17 protein-coding genes are annotated in these 18,358 nt (G+C 39.5%); 8 read left to right on the plus strand and 9 right to left on the minus strand.

All coding sequences use genetic code 11. The annotated features are described in order from the left end of the window. Positions 1-66: 66 nt before the first annotated feature. A complete protein-coding gene (locus NQ782_RS13955; RefSeq protein WP_086231158.1) occupies positions 67-1,242 on the minus strand; it encodes a thiolase family protein in 1,176 nt (391 codons plus the stop codon). A gap of 108 nt (positions 1,243-1,350) precedes the next feature. Next, positions 1,351-1,866, minus strand: a complete 516-nt coding sequence (locus NQ782_RS13960; RefSeq protein ID WP_000477151.1) for a GspH/FimT family pseudopilin — start codon at positions 1,864-1,866, stop codon at positions 1,351-1,353. Positions 1,867-2,247: 381 nt separating this feature from the next. Here NQ782_RS13960 and omp38 point away from each other — a divergent pair, with 381 nt between their 5' ends. Next, positions 2,248-3,318, plus strand: a complete 1,071-nt coding sequence (gene omp38 / locus NQ782_RS13965; RefSeq protein WP_000777877.1) for an outer membrane protein Omp38 — start codon at positions 2,248-2,250, stop codon at positions 3,316-3,318. Between the two features lie 123 nt (positions 3,319-3,441). On the opposite strand, the gene NQ782_RS13970 is transcribed toward omp38, so the two are convergent. The 5 genes from NQ782_RS13970 to NQ782_RS13990 all read right to left on the minus strand — a co-directional run bounded on the left by NQ782_RS13970 (position 3,442) and on the right by NQ782_RS13990 (position 9,002). Next, positions 3,442-3,585, minus strand: a complete 144-nt coding sequence (locus NQ782_RS13970) for a hypothetical protein (RefSeq protein WP_162138624.1) — start codon at positions 3,583-3,585, stop codon at positions 3,442-3,444. Between the two features lie 18 nt (positions 3,586-3,603). After that, entirely contained in the window at positions 3,604-4,809 is a 1,206-nt protein-coding gene (locus tag NQ782_RS13975; protein WP_000512701.1) for an RtcB family protein, read from the minus strand. Positions 4,810-5,085: 276 nt separating this feature from the next. Beyond that, positions 5,086-6,546 (minus strand): amino acid permease, encoded by a 1,461-nt coding sequence (locus NQ782_RS13980; RefSeq protein WP_057094511.1) that lies wholly within the window; start codon positions 6,544-6,546, stop codon positions 5,086-5,088. A 21-nt stretch (positions 6,547-6,567) separates the two neighbouring features. Continuing rightward, complete coding sequence (locus tag NQ782_RS13985; RefSeq protein ID WP_057094509.1) at positions 6,568-7,581, minus strand: methyltransferase; 1,014 nt, start codon at positions 7,579-7,581, stop codon at positions 6,568-6,570. A gap of 62 nt (positions 7,582-7,643) precedes the next feature. Next, positions 7,644-9,002 (minus strand): uracil-xanthine permease family protein, encoded by a 1,359-nt coding sequence (locus NQ782_RS13990; protein WP_057094507.1) that lies wholly within the window; start codon positions 9,000-9,002, stop codon positions 7,644-7,646. A gap of 178 nt (positions 9,003-9,180) precedes the next feature. Between NQ782_RS13990 and typA the strand changes: the two genes are divergently transcribed. From typA to NQ782_RS14005, 3 genes are all read left to right on the plus strand, one after another. After that, positions 9,181-11,016 carry a translational GTPase TypA gene (typA, locus tag NQ782_RS13995; protein ID WP_001280092.1) on the plus strand — a complete coding sequence of 612 codons (1,836 nt, stop codon included), beginning with the start codon at positions 9,181-9,183 and terminating at the stop codon, positions 11,014-11,016. Positions 11,017-11,271: 255 nt separating this feature from the next. Further along, on the plus strand, positions 11,272-11,703 hold the full coding sequence (mscL, locus tag NQ782_RS14000) for a large conductance mechanosensitive channel protein MscL (protein WP_000022555.1): 432 nt from the start codon (positions 11,272-11,274) through the stop codon (positions 11,701-11,703). Between the two features lie 142 nt (positions 11,704-11,845). After that, on the plus strand, positions 11,846-12,199 hold the full coding sequence (locus tag NQ782_RS14005; protein WP_001072494.1) for a gamma-glutamylcyclotransferase family protein: 354 nt from the start codon (positions 11,846-11,848) through the stop codon (positions 12,197-12,199). Positions 12,200-12,209: 10 nt separating this feature from the next. On the opposite strand, the gene NQ782_RS14010 is transcribed toward NQ782_RS14005, so the two are convergent. Next, on the minus strand, positions 12,210-12,500 hold the full coding sequence (locus NQ782_RS14010; protein WP_001192454.1) for a peptidylprolyl isomerase: 291 nt from the start codon (positions 12,498-12,500) through the stop codon (positions 12,210-12,212). Between the two features lie 19 nt (positions 12,501-12,519). Continuing rightward, positions 12,520-13,344, minus strand: a complete 825-nt coding sequence (mutM, locus tag NQ782_RS14015; RefSeq protein WP_057094505.1) for a bifunctional DNA-formamidopyrimidine glycosylase/DNA-(apurinic or apyrimidinic site) lyase — start codon at positions 13,342-13,344, stop codon at positions 12,520-12,522. Between the two features lie 75 nt (positions 13,345-13,419). On the opposite strand from mutM, the gene NQ782_RS14020 reads away from it, so the two are divergent. The 4 genes from NQ782_RS14020 to NQ782_RS14035 all read left to right on the plus strand — a co-directional run bounded on the left by NQ782_RS14020 (position 13,420) and on the right by NQ782_RS14035 (position 18,356). Continuing rightward, on the plus strand, positions 13,420-13,986 hold the full coding sequence (locus tag NQ782_RS14020) for a DNA-3-methyladenine glycosylase (RefSeq protein WP_001280163.1): 567 nt from the start codon (positions 13,420-13,422) through the stop codon (positions 13,984-13,986). 132 nt (positions 13,987-14,118) lie between these two features. Continuing rightward, positions 14,119-16,248, plus strand: a complete 2,130-nt coding sequence (locus NQ782_RS14025; protein ID WP_057094502.1) for a TonB-dependent receptor — start codon at positions 14,119-14,121, stop codon at positions 16,246-16,248. A gap of 9 nt (positions 16,249-16,257) precedes the next feature. Then, on the plus strand, positions 16,258-17,367 hold the full coding sequence (locus tag NQ782_RS14030; protein ID WP_032046946.1) for an NADH:flavin oxidoreductase/NADH oxidase: 1,110 nt from the start codon (positions 16,258-16,260) through the stop codon (positions 17,365-17,367). Positions 17,368-17,432: 65 nt separating this feature from the next. Further along, complete coding sequence (locus NQ782_RS14035; protein WP_267581222.1) at positions 17,433-18,356, plus strand: AEC family transporter; 924 nt, start codon at positions 17,433-17,435, stop codon at positions 18,354-18,356. Positions 18,357-18,358 lie beyond the last annotated feature (2 nt).

Below are 18,358 nucleotides of genomic sequence, written 5' to 3' on the forward strand. Positions count from 1 at the left end.
GGGTCATTTTTTGTAGTTTTTTCATAAAAAATCCCACCGAAGTGGGATTTTAAAAAAAAGCTTTAATTAAAGAATTTCGATGGCAACAGCTGTTGCTTCACCACCGCCGATGCAAAGAGCAGCGACACCCTTTTTACCACCAGTACGTTTAAGCGCATGAATAAGCGTAAGAATAATACGAGAGCCTGTCGATCCTACAGGATGACCAAGTGCACATGCTCCACCATAAATATTGACTTTTTCTGGATCAAGTTTGAAATCATCAATTGGGCACATTGTAACCATCGCAAATGCTTCATTAATTTCCCAAAGGTCAACGTCCTGAGCATTCCAACCTGCTTTTTTAAGTACTTTTTCAATAGCGCCAACAGGAGCAATTGTAAATTCTGAAGGATGTTGAGAATTTGACGCAGTGGCTATGATTTTTGCAAGTGGTTGTAAGCCGCGCTGTGCTGCAACTTCACTCGATGTTAAAACTAGTGCAGAAGCACCATCAGAAATTGAACTCGCGTTTGCAGCAGTAATTGTACCGTCTTTTGCAAAAGCTGGTTTAAGTGATGGGATTTTATCAATCTTGGCATTTAAGGGTTGTTCATCCTGATCGACAATGACATCACCTTTACGGGTAGAAACAGTAACAGGTACAATTTCATCTTTGAAATAGCCTTCAGTAATCGCAGTTTGAGCACGTTTTAAAGAACGAATTGCAAAGTCATCCATTTGCTCACGAGTATAACCACGTGTATTTGCCATATCTTGAGCAAATGAACCCATTAAACGACCAGTTTCAGCATCTTCTAAGCCATCAAAGAACATATGGTCTTTAATTTCACCGTGGCCCATACGGTATCCCGCACGTGCTTTGGGTAAGACATAAGGCGCATTGGTCATCGACTCCATACCACCGGCAACTACAATTTCAGCACTTCCTGCTTTAATCATATCAGCCGCTTGCATTACCGCCTTCATACCTGAACCACAAAGCTTATTAATTGTTACAGCTCCTGTTGAATCAGGTAAACCTGCTTTACGCATGGCTTGACGAGCAGGGCCTTGCTTTAAACCCGCTGGTAGTACGCAACCCATAATGACTTCTTCGACATCTGTAGGCTGTAAACCTGCTCGTGCGATTGCTTCTTTAATTGTTACCGCTCCTAATTCTGGAGCAGTTAGTCCTGATAGTGATCCTTGAAAACCACCCATAGCAGTACGAGCACCATTAACAATTACGATGTCAGTCATTGTTGTAATCTCCGATTGTTCTTAATCTCAAAATAAGAAATGTTTAAAACCTAAGCAGTATATTGCAAAATGAAGAACGGGTTAGCCTCTGCATTAGACTGTAGAGTTCTAACAATTTTTAAGCTCTTCTAAGCGTACATGACCCATTTTGCTAAGAATTAATTTAAAGTTTTTAAGCTGGTCATAAGAACAATAGATAAAACTGCCATTCGACTCGATGGGTAGTCCAGAACTACCTTGAAAAATAATACTATTTTGTTTTTTTCCAAAACGTTGTAATTTCATAGAACCGTAGTGATGGTTAAGATCTATAGAGGTCAATAATTCTTCATTTAAATCATGTTGTAGATTACGGTTATTATCTACAAAGCTGATTACGCGGTTATCCCAATTCGTATTGCAGACCAATTGATCAGAACTTGGACAAAGAACAACATTCTTATGCCTAATAATTGCGTCATATTTGGCTTTTTGTATATGAATTGTGAGTATGCGCGGCGTATTTTTTAATTCTACAGATGCCATAAATTGATGGTATAAAGGAATGGCTATAACTGACATAATCACAAGAATTACGAGTGTTATAGTGAGCTCAACTATAGTAAAACCAGGAGATTTAAACATTAAAAAACCTTAATATATGTATAAATAGAGCAATTTTATGTTTTCTGACAATGATTTATATTATTTTTTATAATGAGGAAACACAAAATTAAATAAGGGTTATCAGTCGGCTAGAATACTGGTAAAATCACGGCAAGCGAAACAAAGAAGTTGTTCATATTTGCTAGTTGGGTAAAAAATTACCGAATTACAACGGAAATTGTAAGTAATTTTGTCAATAATTTACTTGATTAAAATTATCAAGCACTTGGAAAGTCTATCAAGTGTTTGTATGATTCAAATGTGAATAGCTTAAAAATAATACTGGGGTAAAAAAATATCTCAGGGGCCAATAAATTTAGGCTGAGCTTGAACAACAATTGTTATCTCTGGAGGATATCCATGAAATTGAGTCGTATTGCACTTGCTACTATGCTTGTTGCTGCTCCATTAGCTGCTGCTAATGCTGGCGTAACAGTTACTCCATTATTGCTTGGTTACACTTTCCAAGACAGCCAACACAACAATGGCGGTAAAGATGGTAACTTAACTAACGGTCCTGAGTTACAAGACGATTTATTCGTTGGCGCAGCTCTTGGTATCGAGTTAACTCCATGGTTAGGTTTCGAAGCTGAATATAACCAAGTTAAAGGCGACGTAGACGGCGCTTCTGCTGGTGCTGAATATAAACAAAAACAAATCAACGGTAACTTCTATGTTACTTCTGATTTAATTACTAAAAACTACGACAGCAAAATCAAGCCGTACGTATTATTAGGTGCTGGTCACTATAAATACGACTTTGATGGCGTAAACCGTGGTACACGTGGTAACTCAGAAGAAGGTACTTTAGGTAACGCTGGTGTTGGTGCTTTCTGGCGCTTAAACGACGCTTTATCTCTTCGTACTGAAGCTCGTGCTACTTATAATGCTGATGAAGAGTTCTGGAACTATACAGCTCTTGCTGGCTTAAACGTAGTTCTTGGTGGTCACTTGAAGCCTGCTGCTCCTGTAGTAGAAGTTGCTCCAGTTGAACCAACTCCAGTTGCTCCACAACCACAAGAGTTAACTGAAGACCTTAACATGGAACTTCGTGTATTCTTTGATACTAACAAATCAAACATCAAAGACCAATACAAGCCAGAAATTGCTAAAGTTGCTGAAAAATTATCTGAATACCCTAACGCTACTGCACGTATCGAAGGTCACACAGATAACACTGGTCCACGTAAGTTGAACGAACGTTTATCTTTAGCTCGTGCTAACTCTGTTAAATCAGCTCTTGTAAACGAATACAACGTTGATGCTTCTCGTTTGTCTACTCAAGGTTTCGCTTGGGATCAACCGATTGCTGACAACAAAACTAAAGAAGGTCGTGCTATGAACCGTCGTGTATTCGCGACAATCACTGGTAGCCGTACTGTAGTAGTTCAACCTGGTCAAGAAGCGGCAGCTCCTGCAGCAGCTCAATAATTTGAGTTCTTGAACAGTAAAAAAGCGACTCGTTAGAGTCGCTTTTTTATGGCGATTTTTAAAATATTTGGTCATTTGTAAATCTCCTGATTCATAATCTCTTCCAATCATTACTTAAAATAGTTACCAAACCCCTTTCTTCAATTGCTGTTTAGTATCTTGTCTATTTCTACGATGTTGAGCACGAGGTTTTTCTGTTTCGTGCATACCACCTTTGTGAAGTAGAGGGGATAGAGCTACTTGATTACGGACCTTAATTTTCGGCATTTCTTTAATTTTCATGTCTTAACCTTTAATACATAAAACTTGTTTAAGAGTATGAACGACTTCAATGAGATCTGCCTGATTGGCTATAACCTCATCAATATCTTTATAGGCACTTGGAATTTCATCGACTACACCACTGTCTTTACGGCATTCAATCCCTTGTGTTTGTTCAATCAAGTCCTGCTGATTAAAAAGAACTTTTGCTTTGCTTCGGCTCATTTTGCGGCCAGCTCCATGAGAACAAGAACAAAAAGATTCAGGGTTTGCTTTACCTTTAACAATATACGAGCGTGCTCCCATAGAGCCTGGAATAATTCCTAACTCATCTAAACCTGCTCTAATTGCCCCTTTTCTTGTAACAAAAAGGTTTTCACCAAAGTGTGTTTCTTGACTCACATAGTTATGGTGACAATTGATTGCTTCTTTCGTCATTTGAAAAGAAGGTAGAAGAGGGCGGATTGCTTCTAATATTAATCGCATCATTTCTTTACGATTTTCAAAAGCATATTCTTGAGCCCACTCTACTGCTTCTACATAATCATTAAAGCTTTGCGAGCCTTCAGCAAAATAACTTAAATCTTTATCAGGCACGTGCCCAAAGCGATGTTGTGCCTCTTTCTTGGCTAACTCAATAAAATAAGTACCTATGACGTTACCAAGACCTCGGCTGCCCGAATGGAGCATCACCCATACATCTTGATTTTCATCAATACATAACTCTATAAAGTGATTACCGCCGCCTAAAGTGCCCAACTGTTTTTGCCATGTTGCCTCAAACTGACGAAGCATTCGGACAAGACCCGGATGCTTTTTAATAATAGGTTCTAAGCGTTTTTCAAGTGGAATAATGCTAGAAGCTTTCGCTTTGACTTGTTTATGCAAAGCAAATCCAACCGGCACTTTCCGTTCAATGGCGTCCCGCAAGCGACTTAAGTTATCTGGAAGTTGTGAAGCTTTCAGGCTCAAACGAATAGCATTCATTCCGCAGCCAATATCTACACCCACTGCAGCAGGAATAATGGCATGTTTAGTAGGAATGACGCTGCCTACAGTTGCACCTTTTCCAACATGCACATCAGGCATAACAGCAATATGAGAATATATAAATTGCAGTTGTGCCATCTTCTTGAGTTGTTCAATACTTTCACTATCTATGTCTTGAGTGAAAATTTTAACGGGGACACCATATTGTGCCTCTTCGTTTAATATCTTTTGTATGCCCATAATTATTCTCTTATTTATTGTCCGAATAGGCATAAAAAAACCTAGCGAATGCTAGGTCTTAAATTCAAGCATTCGGACAAGTGAATTAAATTTGTACACTTGTCCGTGAGCTGACATCGTGCCAAATCGTTACTGTGTTTTACCTTGTAGTGTTGGCATGATGTCCTCCTTTTTTAAAAAGTGCCGTTGAAAATCTGAACGGCATTTTACCTGTTTTTAACTAAAGATCAAGTTTTTGACCTTTGATAAGCGCTGATTAATTACTTGAACTCAGTATTAATCTTGCTCTGGTTTTACATCCATTTGATCGTAAGGAATTAATTTAGTTTTATTTTTCCATTTATATCCAAGCCAGATTACTAAGAATAAAGGCAAGCTGATATAAGTAGAAAGTAAGCCAATCCAGTCAATTTTACCGCCTAAAACCGCTTGGTAGTTTTGTCCTAAAATAATGACAGAACAGAGGATAAAGGCAAACCAAGGTGCGAATGGGAAAAACTTAGCGCGGTATGCAAGATCTTCTAATTTATAACCTTGAGCAATATAACCTTTACGGAAACGATAATGCGAAATTGCAATACCTAACCAGACAATGAAACCACACATTCCTGACATATTGAGGAGCCAGTTAAAGACTTGCTTTTCACCGATAAAAGTCGTTAAGAAGCAGAATGCAGCAATGAATGTGGTTGCATATAACGCATTCATTGGAACACCACGATTATCGAGTTTTGCAAACCATTTTGGTGCACGGCCTTGTTGCGCCATATCAAATAACATACGGGTAGAAGAGTACATGCCCGAGTTACCTGCCGACAAAATAGCAGTCAAAATAACTGCATTCATTAAGCTTGCAGCAAAAGCAAAACCTACTTTTTCATAAAGTAAGGTGAAAGGAGAAAGAGCAATATTTTCTGTTGCTGCTGCTTGTAATAAGTTTGGATCATCATAGGCAATAAGGGTGCCGATAATGAAAATACACAAGATATAGAATAATAAAATTCGCCAGAAAATCTGTTTAATTGCAAGCGGAATCGTCTTCTTCGGATCTTTTGATTCACCCGCTGCAACACCTACCATCTCGGTTCCCTGAAATGAGAACCCAGCAATCATGGCTACCCCAATCATGGCTTGTAAACCACCTACGAATGGTGCCTCTTTATAAGTCCAGTTGCCAAAAGTTGCTACTCCTGGTGTCAACATAATCTTAATAATCATGGCGATACCAATAATAATAAAGGCAACAATGGCAATTACTTTAACCGTGGAGAACCAGAATTCACTTTCACCAAATCCTTTTACGGTCATCGCATTAATCATAAAGATAATGACGAGAAAGAGGGCGCTCCAATAGAATCCGGGAACATCTGGGAACCAGAATTTCATAATAAACTGTACGGCAACGAGTTCAAACGCAACCGTAATTGCCCAGTTGTACCAGTAGTTCCAGCCTAGAGCGAAACCAAAACCCTCTTCGACATAGCGACTTCCATAGGTAAAGAAAGCACCGGATGTTGGTGTGTGTGTCGCAAGTTCACCTAAACTGGTCATTAAGAAGTAAATCATAATACCAATGAGGGAGTAGGCGAGTAACGCCCCACCTGGACCTGCATTTGCAATGGTTGACCCAGAAGCAAGGAAAAGACCTGTACCAATGGAACCACCAATGGCGATCATATTCAGATGACGAGCCCCAAGCTTACGCTGGAGTTTTTCAGGAGCATGTGTTTCGCTCATGGAGATTCCTTACATAGTTTGTTATGCACAGGCATATAACACCTTAAAGCCTTGAAGATCAGTTTTAATCTCACACTGACCAAAGTGCTTCTCAATTAAGATCGGATAGTTTAAAAAACGGTTCGCTACAATCCATAGCTCACCTGATGCCTTTAAATGTTTTTTAGCGTTCTGGCAGAGTCCTTCACTTGCATCATAGTTGGTATGAATACCCTGATGGAAGGGAGGATTACTGACAATGGCATCAAGTTCTGTTGGGGCGTCTGCAATTCCTGTAACAGGCTGCAATCTCAACTGGTCTGAACCTATTCCATTTCGACTAAAAGTCATTTCCGTTGACTGTAAAGCGAAGGCATCAATATCTAGGGCATGGATAATATTACTTGAATTTGCTTTTGCCAAATAGCAACTGATAATTCCAGCTCCACACCCGAAGTCGGCAATTCTACCTGATTTCACCTGATTTAGATAAGGGAGTAAAACAGCAGTTCCGACATCTAAATGAGTTTGGCTGAAAACGCCGGGTAGGGCACAAATGGTAAGTTCTTGCCCATTTACTTGAACAGTATAGGTTTTTAACCAGCTTTCAAGAGGTTTGATCTTTTCAATTTTCTCAATTTTTAAATGCCATAACTGACAATGTCGGGCACTATCAAGTTTAAGTATTGTGCCAAAGTTTTGTAGTTGTTTGGCAGCTCTCTCAACACCACCTTTTTTTTCACCTACTAAAAAAACTGATTGGTCAGTTTTCAGATGGCTCATCACTACATGCAATATATAGTTTAAAAGCTCTTTTGATTTTGGAACAAAAATTATAGCCTGATCAAACTCTTGTGATGGAAACTCAACCGAGAAATGAGCTGGTGTGCCTGTATTCACAAAACCCTGATAGTCAGCATAATTCCATGTCCAGACTGATGCATCAATCTCAGTGGGTAATTGACTGACTAGGGCGTCATTCGGTGCATTAATTAACAAGACCCTACCTTTTAAATAATCTTGTTGTCTTAATATCACTTCACTTCTAGGGTTCATGTACATCTCTCATGAAGAAGAATGCCCAGTGAAAACTGGGCAGTAATCAAAATTAAAATTGGTTATTTATGTGTTTCTGGGAGTACAACATTTAAAATTAATGCTGCAATACCGCCTGTTGCTACGCCGGAACTAAAAATATTTTTAAATAATTCTGGCAGATGCTCCAAAATTTGTGGCACCTGAGCAACACCCAAACCTAATGCAAGTGAAATCGCAATAATTAAAAGGGCACGGCGATCTAAATGAATTGATGAAAGTATATTAATACCTGAGGCAGCAACGGCGCCGAACATTACCATGACTGCTCCACCTAATACGGCTTGTGGAACAGCTTGTATTACACCAGCTACAGCAGGGAATAGACCTAATAAAATGAGTAAAGCAGCAATCCAGATTCCTACATAACGACTTGCTACGCCAGTTAATTGGATAACACCATTATTTTGGGCAAACACGGAGCTTGGGAAAGTATTGAATAGGCCAGCAAGTAGTGAATTTGCACCATTTACTAACACACCACCCTTAATACGTTGCATCCACTGAGGACCATCTACAGGTTGGTTTGATAGTTTACTGGTTGCCGTTACGTCACCAATTGCTTCTAAAGACGTAACCAAATAAATAAATGCCATTGGAATAAATAAGCCCCATGAGAAGCTTAAGCCAAAATGCATCGGTGTCGGAATTTGAATCACGGGCGCATCTTTTAGACCAGAGAAGTCTAGATATCCCATAAAGCCGGCAAGAATGTAGCCAATCACTAAAGCAATTAAAATAGCTGAACTTTTAATCCAGACAATACGAATACGGTTTAGGACAATAATAATAGCAAGAACCGTACACGACATTATAAGGTTATCAGCACTGGCAAAAGTATGGTCCTGCATGGCTTGATAACCACCGCCCATACTAATCAAACCTTCTTTAATGAGCGTTAGGCCAATCAGGAGTACCACAATACCTGTCACAAGGGGAGTAATTAGCTTTTTTACCCATGGGAGAATTTGTGATACGCCCATTTCAATAAATGAACCTGCAATCACAACACCAAAAATAGCAGCCATAACTTGATTGACTGGTGTACCTACAGCAACCATTGCACTGCCAATACCGATAATCGGGCCAATAAAGTTAAAACTTGTACCTTGAACAATAAGTAAGCCTGCACCAAACGGACCAACTTTTTTACATTGTAAGAAAGTCGCGATTCCTGAAATGACCAAAGACATTGATAAAATCATATTGGTTTCATTTCGTGGAACGCCTAATGCTAAGCAAATTAGAAGCCCGGGAGTAACAATCGGGACAATAATTGCAAGCAAATGTTGAAAGGCTGCCAAAAAAGCCACGAACGGTTTTGGTCGGTCATCTAGCCCATAAACGAGGTCAAGACGGTCTTGTGATGGTTGATTGGACATGGGAGTAAATACGCCGCAATTTCGCAAATTGGCGCTATTCTAATCGAGATACCTATCTTTACAAAACGAAATACAGACTATTGGAAAATTTTTTTGTCAATGTCAATAAACTGTCACTACTCAAGAGTAGTGTTTTTCTGTATAATTTGCCCTCAAATTTTAGGCGTTTCGAATTTTCATGTCAGATATCAAAAATCTCCGTAATATCGCAATTATTGCGCACGTCGACCACGGGAAAACCACACTTGTCGATAAACTACTTCAGCAATCAGGTGCTCTCGGTGACCGAGCAGGCGAGATTGAGCGTGTCATGGACTCGAATGCGCTTGAAAGTGAACGTGGTATTACCATCTTAGCGAAAAACACCGCTATTACTTGGTTAGACAAACGTACAGATACAACTTACCGTATCAACATCGTGGATACCCCGGGACACGCCGACTTCGGTGGTGAAGTAGAACGTGTAATGTCGATGGTTGACTGCGTACTACTTCTTGTTGACTCACAAGAAGGCCCAATGCCACAAACTCGCTTTGTGACTCAAAAAGCCTTTGCCCGTGGTTTAAAACCAATCGTGATTATCAACAAAGTTGACAAGCCAAGTGCGCGTCCAGACTGGGTAATCGATCAAGTATTTGATTTGTTTGATAACCTTGGCGCAACTGATGAGCAACTTGATTTCCCAATCGTTTATGCATCAGGTTTACGTGGTGTAGCGGGTCCTGCTCCTGAAGAGCTTGCAGAAGACATGACTCCGTTGTTCGAAACGATTGTAGACATCGTTGAGCCACCAGCTGTTGATGTTGATGGTCCATTCCAAATGCAGATTTCATCACTTGACTATAACAGCTTCGTAGGTGTTATCGGTGTTGGTCGTATTCAACGTGGTTCTGTAAAACTAAATACTCCTGTTACTGTAATTGACAAAGAAGGCAATACACGTAACGGTCGTATCTTAAAAATCATGGGTTACCATGGTTTAGAGCGTATTGATGTTGATTCTGCATCTGCAGGCGATATCGTATGTATTACTGGTATTGATGCACTTAACATTTCTGACACGATTTGTGATCCGAAAAACGTTGAAGCATTACCGCCTTTATCTGTAGATGAACCTACAGTGTCTATGACTTTCCAAGTAAACAACTCTCCGTTTGCTGGTAAAGAAGGTAAATTCGTAACTTCACGTAATATTCGTGAGCGTCTTGATCGCGAATTAATTCACAACGTAGCTTTACGTGTTGAAGATACTGACAGTCCAGACCGTTTCAAAGTATCTGGTCGTGGTGAACTTCACCTTTCAGTTTTAATTGAAAACATGCGTCGTGAAGGCTTCGAATTAGGTGTATCACGTCCGCAAGTAATCATTAAAGAAATTGATGGTGAAAAACAAGAACCTTACGAAAACGTAACGTTTGACGTTGAAGAGCAGCACCAAGGCGCTGTAATGGAACAAATGGGTCACCGTAAAGGCGAAATGACCAATATGGAAGTTGACGGTAAGGGCCGTATCCGTATTGAAGCAACTGTTCCTTCACGTGGTTTAATTGGTTTCCGTTCTGAATTCTTAACCATGACCTCTGGTACTGGTATTATGACTTCAAGCTTCTCTCACTATGGTCCTCTTAAACAAGGTACTGTTGCGAAGCGTCAAAACGGTGTGTTGATTTCTATGGTTCAAGGTACATGCTTGGGCTATGCATTATTCAGCTTACAAGACCGCGGTCGTTTATTCGCTAAGCCACAGTTAGAAGTTTACGAAGGTATGATCGTAGGTATTAACTCTCGTTCAGACGATATGGTTGTAAACCCAACTAAAGCGAAACAGTTAACTAACGTTCGTGCGTCTGGTACTGATGATGCTTTAACTTTAACACCTGCAATTGAATTCACGCTTGAACAAGCTCTTGAATTTATTGAAGATGACGAGTTAGTAGAAGTTACTCCAAAATCAATTCGTATCCGTAAGCGTTACTTGACTGAAAACGAACGTAAACGTAACCGTGATAAATAATTTTCTTAAATGAAAAAGAAAAACCGCTAAATTCGTTTAGCGGTTTTTTTATTGCTTACTGGTAAAGCTGAAAGTAAACTTAAAGTCATATTTTTCTTGTAAGCAAATATGTTGTTAAAGTGTGAAATAGCTTTCTTTTTTTGAAAAAAATATTAAATTATCAATATCATGGCGAGTACTATCTAGACGGATAAGAGGCCAGTGAAAAAAGAAAAATATGATGTGTTCCTCCCCCCTACATCTGGAGATGTTTAGATGAGTATTATTCAAGAATTTAAAGAATTTGCCATTAAAGGCAATATGATGGATTTAGCCATTGGTGTAATTATTGGTGGTGCTTTTGGCAAAATCGTAGACTCGTTAGTAAAAGATATCATCATGCCGCTTATCACTGTAATTACTGGTGGTGGTGTTGATTTCTCACAGAAATTTATCGTGTTAGGTGCAAACCCTAATAACTTACAATCTCTAGATGCCTTACAAAAAGCAGGTATCAATGTATTAACTTATGGTAACTTCCTGACCATTTTAATTAACTTCCTGATTTTGGCTTGGGTTGTGTTCTTAATGGTGAAATTATTAAACAAACTTCGCCGTGATAAGAATGAGCCAGAAGCTCCAGCTGCAACTCCAGAAGATATCCAATTATTACGTGAAATTCGTGATGAATTGAAAAAACAAGCTTAATAAAAAGAATTTGAGTATAAAAAACGGTACCTAGAGTACCGTTTTTTATTACATAGCATTTTATACTGGACTAGAGATATTGATAAACTTGCTAAATCACAGTTAAGTTTAGCTAAGCAGATAGAACAAGGAACATAAATTAATGAATCAGCTTTTTGTATATGGAACTTTATGCCCTAATAAAGCAAATGCTCATATTTTAGAGCAGATTGGTGGTAACTGGACAAAAGCGAGTGTACGAGGAGTGATTCATATTTTAGATTGGGGACCAGACAAAGGTTTAAAGGCTTTAGAGTTAGATCCAGAAGCAGATTGGGTAGAAGGCTATTTGTTTAGCACAGAAAAGTTAGCAGAAAACTGGCAAATGTTAGATGATTTTGAAGGCTTTCAATACCAACGTGTGACAGCAGATATAAAATTAGAATCGGGTGAGTATGTTAAAGCCTGGACATATCAAATCAATATGCAGGCTAAAGCTTCTCACAATTACAAGTAAAATGCTGAAATCAACGTAAGCCAGTCATTCTGAATTTAACTTCTAAGAGATGATAGCCAAACTGGCTTTTGATTGGACCTTGTAATACACGTTCAGCAGCCGTAAAAACTACTTTGTCAATGACAGGCACCAATTGCCCTTTTTTGACTTCACCAAGTTCACCACCACGTTTTGCCGAATTACAGGTGGAGTATTGTTTGGCAAGTTTGGCAAAGTCAGCACCACTTTGTAGCTTCTTTTTCAGCTGTTCAGCTAAGTCTTTATCTTTGACTAAAATATGTCGGACAATTGCTGTTTGCATGTTGTCTTCCTCCAAAAAATTAAGGCTTTCTCAGCTTTTTAAGCGGTTGGCACTGTGGGCAAAATACGCTGGCACGCTGACCAAGTTTTAAGTTTTCTAATGTGGTTTCACAGTTAACACACATTTCACCGGCACGACCATAAGCGAGTAAAGTCTGTTGAAAATAACCATTTTCACCCATGGCATTGCTGTAGTCTCGTAAAGTCGAGCCGCCTAAATCAATTGCTGACTTTAAAATTCGCTTAATCTCAACAACCAGTTTCTCAATCTGTTGCATGGTTAAATCACCAGCAGGCTGTGCTGGATGAATGCCAACATTAAACAAGCTTTCAGTTGCATAGATATTGCCAACACCAACCACTACATGATTATCCATGAGTGCAATTTTTATGCCGACAGATTTATTCTTGAGTTTAGAAGCTAAATATTCTGCATGAAAGTCAGTACTTAAAGGCTCTGGCCCTAAAGTATCGATGAGTTTGCCTTGAGTTTCAGGGTTAAGCCAAAGAATACAGCCAAAACGACGTGGGTCATGGTAACGTAACTGCTGATCTTCAAATTGAATAATGAGATGATCGTGTTTTCTCAATTCATCGTTTGGTTGACACAGGCGAAAACTACCTGACATTCCTAAATGCCAGAGCATTTGATCTTGTTCAAACTCTGCCAAAATATATTTTGAACGTCGATTTAACCCAATGAGACGTTGCCCAACAAGTTTCTGAACATTATCTGGTATAGGCCAGCGTAAGCTAGGATTGCGTACTTCAATACTTAGAACTTTTTGATTCAATAAGGGAAATAAACTGGTTTTGGTGGTTTCGACTTCGGGTAACTCAGGCATGCCAACTCGCAGAATTAACAGATATACTGGATTAATCAAGTATAACGTGTGGTATGTAATATTTCAGAGAATACTATGTCAGATATTTTACCATTAAGCTGGTTTCAACGAGAAACTTCGGAAGTAGCATATGATTTAATCGGCTGCGTATTATGTAAGCGACAGCCTGATGGACAAGTTATCCGCTGTACAATTAGTGAAACAGAAGCTTATTTGGGCGTTCGCGATAAAGCCTGCCATAGCTACAATGATAAACGTACCGCACGAACAGAGGTGATGTATCGCCATGGTGGTACCATTTATGTCTATTTAATTTATGGCATGTATGAAATGCTCAACATTATTACTCAAACAGAAGGTGTACCTGAAGGAGTGATGATTCGATCAGCATTTTTAAATAGTGCTTCAACTAAAAAAGAATATAAGCTTTTGGCTGGACCCGGCAAACTGACGCGTTATTTAGGCATTGATCGGACTTTAAAAGGCCAGACTTTGGGTGAAGAATCTGGACTATGGATTGAAGCAGCCACTACACAGCCAGAAGTGGTTTTAACGCCACGTATTGGAATTGATTATGCCGAGGAGGCAAAAGACTGGCCTGAACGGTATTGCTGGAAAGATCATCCATCATTAAGTCGATAATTCTCATCTGGCAAACAAATTTATATGGCAAAACGAGCGTTCCAGATTTACAACAATGTAGACCGAATTCTATATCCAGACAAGACACTGCTTTTTGTTATCATAACTACAATATAAATAAAGGAAATAAGCATGTCCTTATTACGCTTAGACCGACTTCATTACTGTATTTTGATGAGTATGGGCTGTATTTCTAGCCCACTTGTTTGGGCCGAAGACTTAAATTCAGACGTTGCCAAATTGCCAACTTTACATGTGGAAGCGACACGTACTGACACCGGTTATTTACAAACACCAGCTTCGGTTTTCCGAATCGAGGCACCTCAAGTGGACAGTTCTTCACAAGTAAATTTAACTGAAGTTGTGAAGGGCATACCGAGTTTACAGATTCGTAACCGTGAAAATTATGCGCAAGATCTACAGCTATCTATGCGTGGTTTTGGTGCACGTTCTACGTTTGGTGTCCGTGGTATTCATCTTTATGTGGATGGTATCCCTGCAACAATGCCAGATGGGCAGGGCCAAACATCTAATATCGACTTAAGCAGTCTTGATCATGTTGAAGTTCTAACAGGACCTTTTTCTTCACTTTATGGAAATTCATCAGGCGGGACTATTTTAACTTCTACTAAAGAAGGGCAAGGGAAAGACTCAATTGAGCTGAGTTATTCGGGTGGTAGCCATGATAAAAGCCGAGCAGGACTTGTGCTGCAAGGTGGAGCAAAGGGTGCGAATGAACCAAGCTATATTATTAGCTCATCATACTTTGATACCGACGGTTACCGCGAACATAGCGGTGCAGAAAAAGTACTAAATAATGCAAAGCTCAGCTGGAATCTTGATGATGGTAGTAAAATCAACTGGGTAACCAACTATGTAAAAATCCACGCCGATGATCCGCAGGGTCTAACGCATGATCAGTGGAATGCAAATCCAAAGCAACAAGTTCCATTTTTAAAGCAATTTAATGTTCGTAAAGATATTGAACAAACCCAAACGGGCGTGACATGGTCTAAGCCGATTAATGACAAAAATGAACTCTATGCCATGGCATATTTAGGCAATCGCCAAGTTACTCAATATCAATCTATTCCTAAGTCCACCCAAGATGCGAGCATAAACCATGCCGGTGGAGTCATTGATTTTGAACGTAATTATTATGGTGCTGATTTCCGTTGGACGGGTAAAGAGTTGCTTCCAAATACCACGCTAAGTGTCGGTGTTGCACTTGATGCAATGGATGAAGATCGTAAAGGTTTTGAAAACTTTAATTTAGTAAATGGTCAACCTTCTTATGGTGTCAAAGGTAATTTACGTCGTGATGAAGACAATACTTTATGGAATATCGATCCATATTTACAAGCTTCATGGCAGTTCTTACCTACATGGCGTTTAGACACGGGTGTTCGCTATAGCAATGTCCACTACAAATCTGAAGATAACTATTTAAGTAATGGTGATGATAGTGGTAAGACGGATTACGATAAAGTTTTACCGTCGGTCGCTTTAAGTTGGCAAATTTTACCTGAACTTATGGCCTATGTAAGTTATGCCAAAGGTTTTGAAACACCAACTTTTACTGAAATGGCATATCGACCTGATGGTCAAAGTGGTTTTAATTTTGATTTAACAGCTTCAACAAGCGATACCTATGAAACAGGTTTAAAGTCACAGAACCAATTAGGTGATTTTACTTTGGCGGTTTTCCAGACTAAAACTAAAGATGACATTGTTTCGGCCGGTAACTCAAATGGCCGATCAACGTTCCGTAATGCAGATAAAACCTTACGTGAAGGCGTAGAATTTGCATGGAATAAAAAGTTATGGCGAGACTTAATAGCGACCGCAAGCTACTCGTATTTAGATGCAACCTTTGATGCTGACATTCCAGCATTAGGAAATATTGCTCAGATTTCCTCAGGAAATGCCATACCGGGTATTGCCAAAAACCAAGCTTATGCCTCTTTGGCATGGCAGCCATCGCACGGTCTATATGGTGGCGTAGATGTACAGTATATGGACAAAGTATACGTGAATGATACCAACAGTGACGCAGCACCGAGCTACAGTGTAACCTCAGCAAATGTTGGTTATGCATGGGTAATGGGCGATTGGAAAGTCAATAGCTTTGCTCGTGTAGATAACCTCTTTGATAAAAAATATGCAGGTTCAGTGATTGTAAATGACGGTAATAGCCGCTATTTCGAACCTGCTGATGGACGTAACTGGAGTGCAGGTTTACGTGTAATTAAACAATTCTAGGAATTAAAAATGGCAAAATTATTTGAAACGGTTAATTTCGATTCACTACAACTGGTCAATAGAATTGTAATTGCCCCAATGTGCCAATATTCGGCAACAGATGAAGGCGAAATTACCTATTGGCATGAACAGCAATGGGCAAATTACGCGTTGTCTGGAGCTGGGCTATGTATTGTGGAAGCTACAGCTGTACAGGCGGAAGGTCGAATTAGTTATGCAGATCTTGGCCTTTGGAACGATCAGCAACGTGACCAGATCAAAACTTTATTGGGAAAAGTTAAAACACTTTCTCCTATGCCATTTGGAATTCAGTTAGCTCATGCTGGACGTAAGGCATCTACTGAAAAGCCTTGGTTGGGTAAAGGCCAAATTGCAAAAGATCAGCCACATGGTTGGCAAACAGTTGCTCCAAGTACAAGTACTTTTTCGGTTCATGATGCAGCGCCACATGCTTTAACCATTGCCGAGATTAAACAAATTCAACAAGACTTTGCAGCTGCGGCCAAACGTGCAGTTGAAGCGGGCTTTGAGTTAATTGAGGTACATGCTGCTCATGGTTACTTGCTACACCAATTCTTATCGCCAATTGCAAATCAACGTACTGACGAATATGGTGGCTCTTTAGAAAACCGTATGCGTATGACGCTAGAGGTACTTCAGGCGATTAAACTTGCTGTTCCCGAAGGTTATCCGGTAGGGATACGTTTATCTGCAACAGACTGGATGGATGGTAATGAACAGTGGGATATTGAGTCTACGGTTGGTTTATCAAAAGCCTTAGAGCAGTTAGGTGCGGCCTATATTCATGTTTCTAGTGGTGGTTTACATGAGCATCAAAATATTACTATTGGAGCCGGTTACCAAGTTCCTTTCGCGGAACAGGTTAAAAAACATGTAGCTATTCCTGTGATTGCGGTAGGTCTTATTACTGACCCACAACATGCTGAACAAATTTTAGAAAACCAGCAAGCTGATGCCATTGGTCTTGCGCGTGCAATGTTATATGACCCACGTTGGCCATGGCATGCTGCAGCTACATTGGGGGCAAAAGTCAAAATAGCTCCTCAATATTTGCGTTGCCAACCACATGGCTTAAAACAGCTTTTTGATTCTTTTTAGTTTTTAATATTCGGGCAAATTAAGATTTGCCCGTTTTTCTTTTGAAATGAGTGAGGAAGTAGTCTGTGGTTTTTCAGGTAATTTTACCAATTTTGATTTTATTATTGATGGGGTACTGTAGTGTCCTCATTAAACTGGTAACACCTGAACAAATTAAGGCTCTGAGTGCATTTGTTATTAAAATTTCTTTACCTGCTTTTTTAATCCAATCTTTAGCCAATAAAAACTTACAAGATATTTGGCACCCAGCTTATTTTATTGCTTATGGTGGCGGCTCTTTAATCTTGTTTTTTTTGGCTTTTATCCTTTACCGCAAGTATTTTAAAAATAGCCTGACACATAGTGCAGTCATATCGATGGGCGCTTCTATGTCAAATACAGGTTTTATGGGTACAGCGATTCTAACCATGCTAATGGGGAGTCATGCTGCAATCTATATATCTTTAACCTTAATTATCGAAAATTTATTAATAGTTGCTTTAATGCTCATTTTAGCAGAAGCAGGTTTACATCAACAGCAACGGCTTTTGCCTTTACTGAAAAAAACATTCATTAATTTACTTAAAAATCCTGTAATTATTGCAATTTTAGTTGGGATGAGCTGCATTTTGTTAGATATTCATCTGCCTTCAAAACTTGGTCAAGCCTTAGAACTTTTAGGAAGAACAGCTTCGCCTCTAGCATTATTTGCTATTGGTGGCAGCTTGGTTGGTATTGGTATTACCGCCGTGAATTTCCAAAATATATTGTTGGCTGGATTTAATGTCATCCTTATGCCTGTTGTGATTTTTGGGCTGTTCCTTTTACTGCCAAACGTGAGCCAAGAGATGTTATATGCTGGCACTTTACTTGCTGCGCTGCCAATGCCGATCGCTTTTGGTATTTTTGGGCAAGCCTACGGTTTAAATGAAAGAGCATTAACCCCCTTAATGATTAGTACCATTATTGGCTTTATGGGGGTGAGTGGACTTATTGCTTTGTGGTGGTAAAA

Source organism: Acinetobacter sp. BD54 (assembly GCF_044778325.1).
GTDB classification, from domain to species: Bacteria; Pseudomonadota; Gammaproteobacteria; order Pseudomonadales; family Moraxellaceae; genus Acinetobacter; species Acinetobacter baumannii.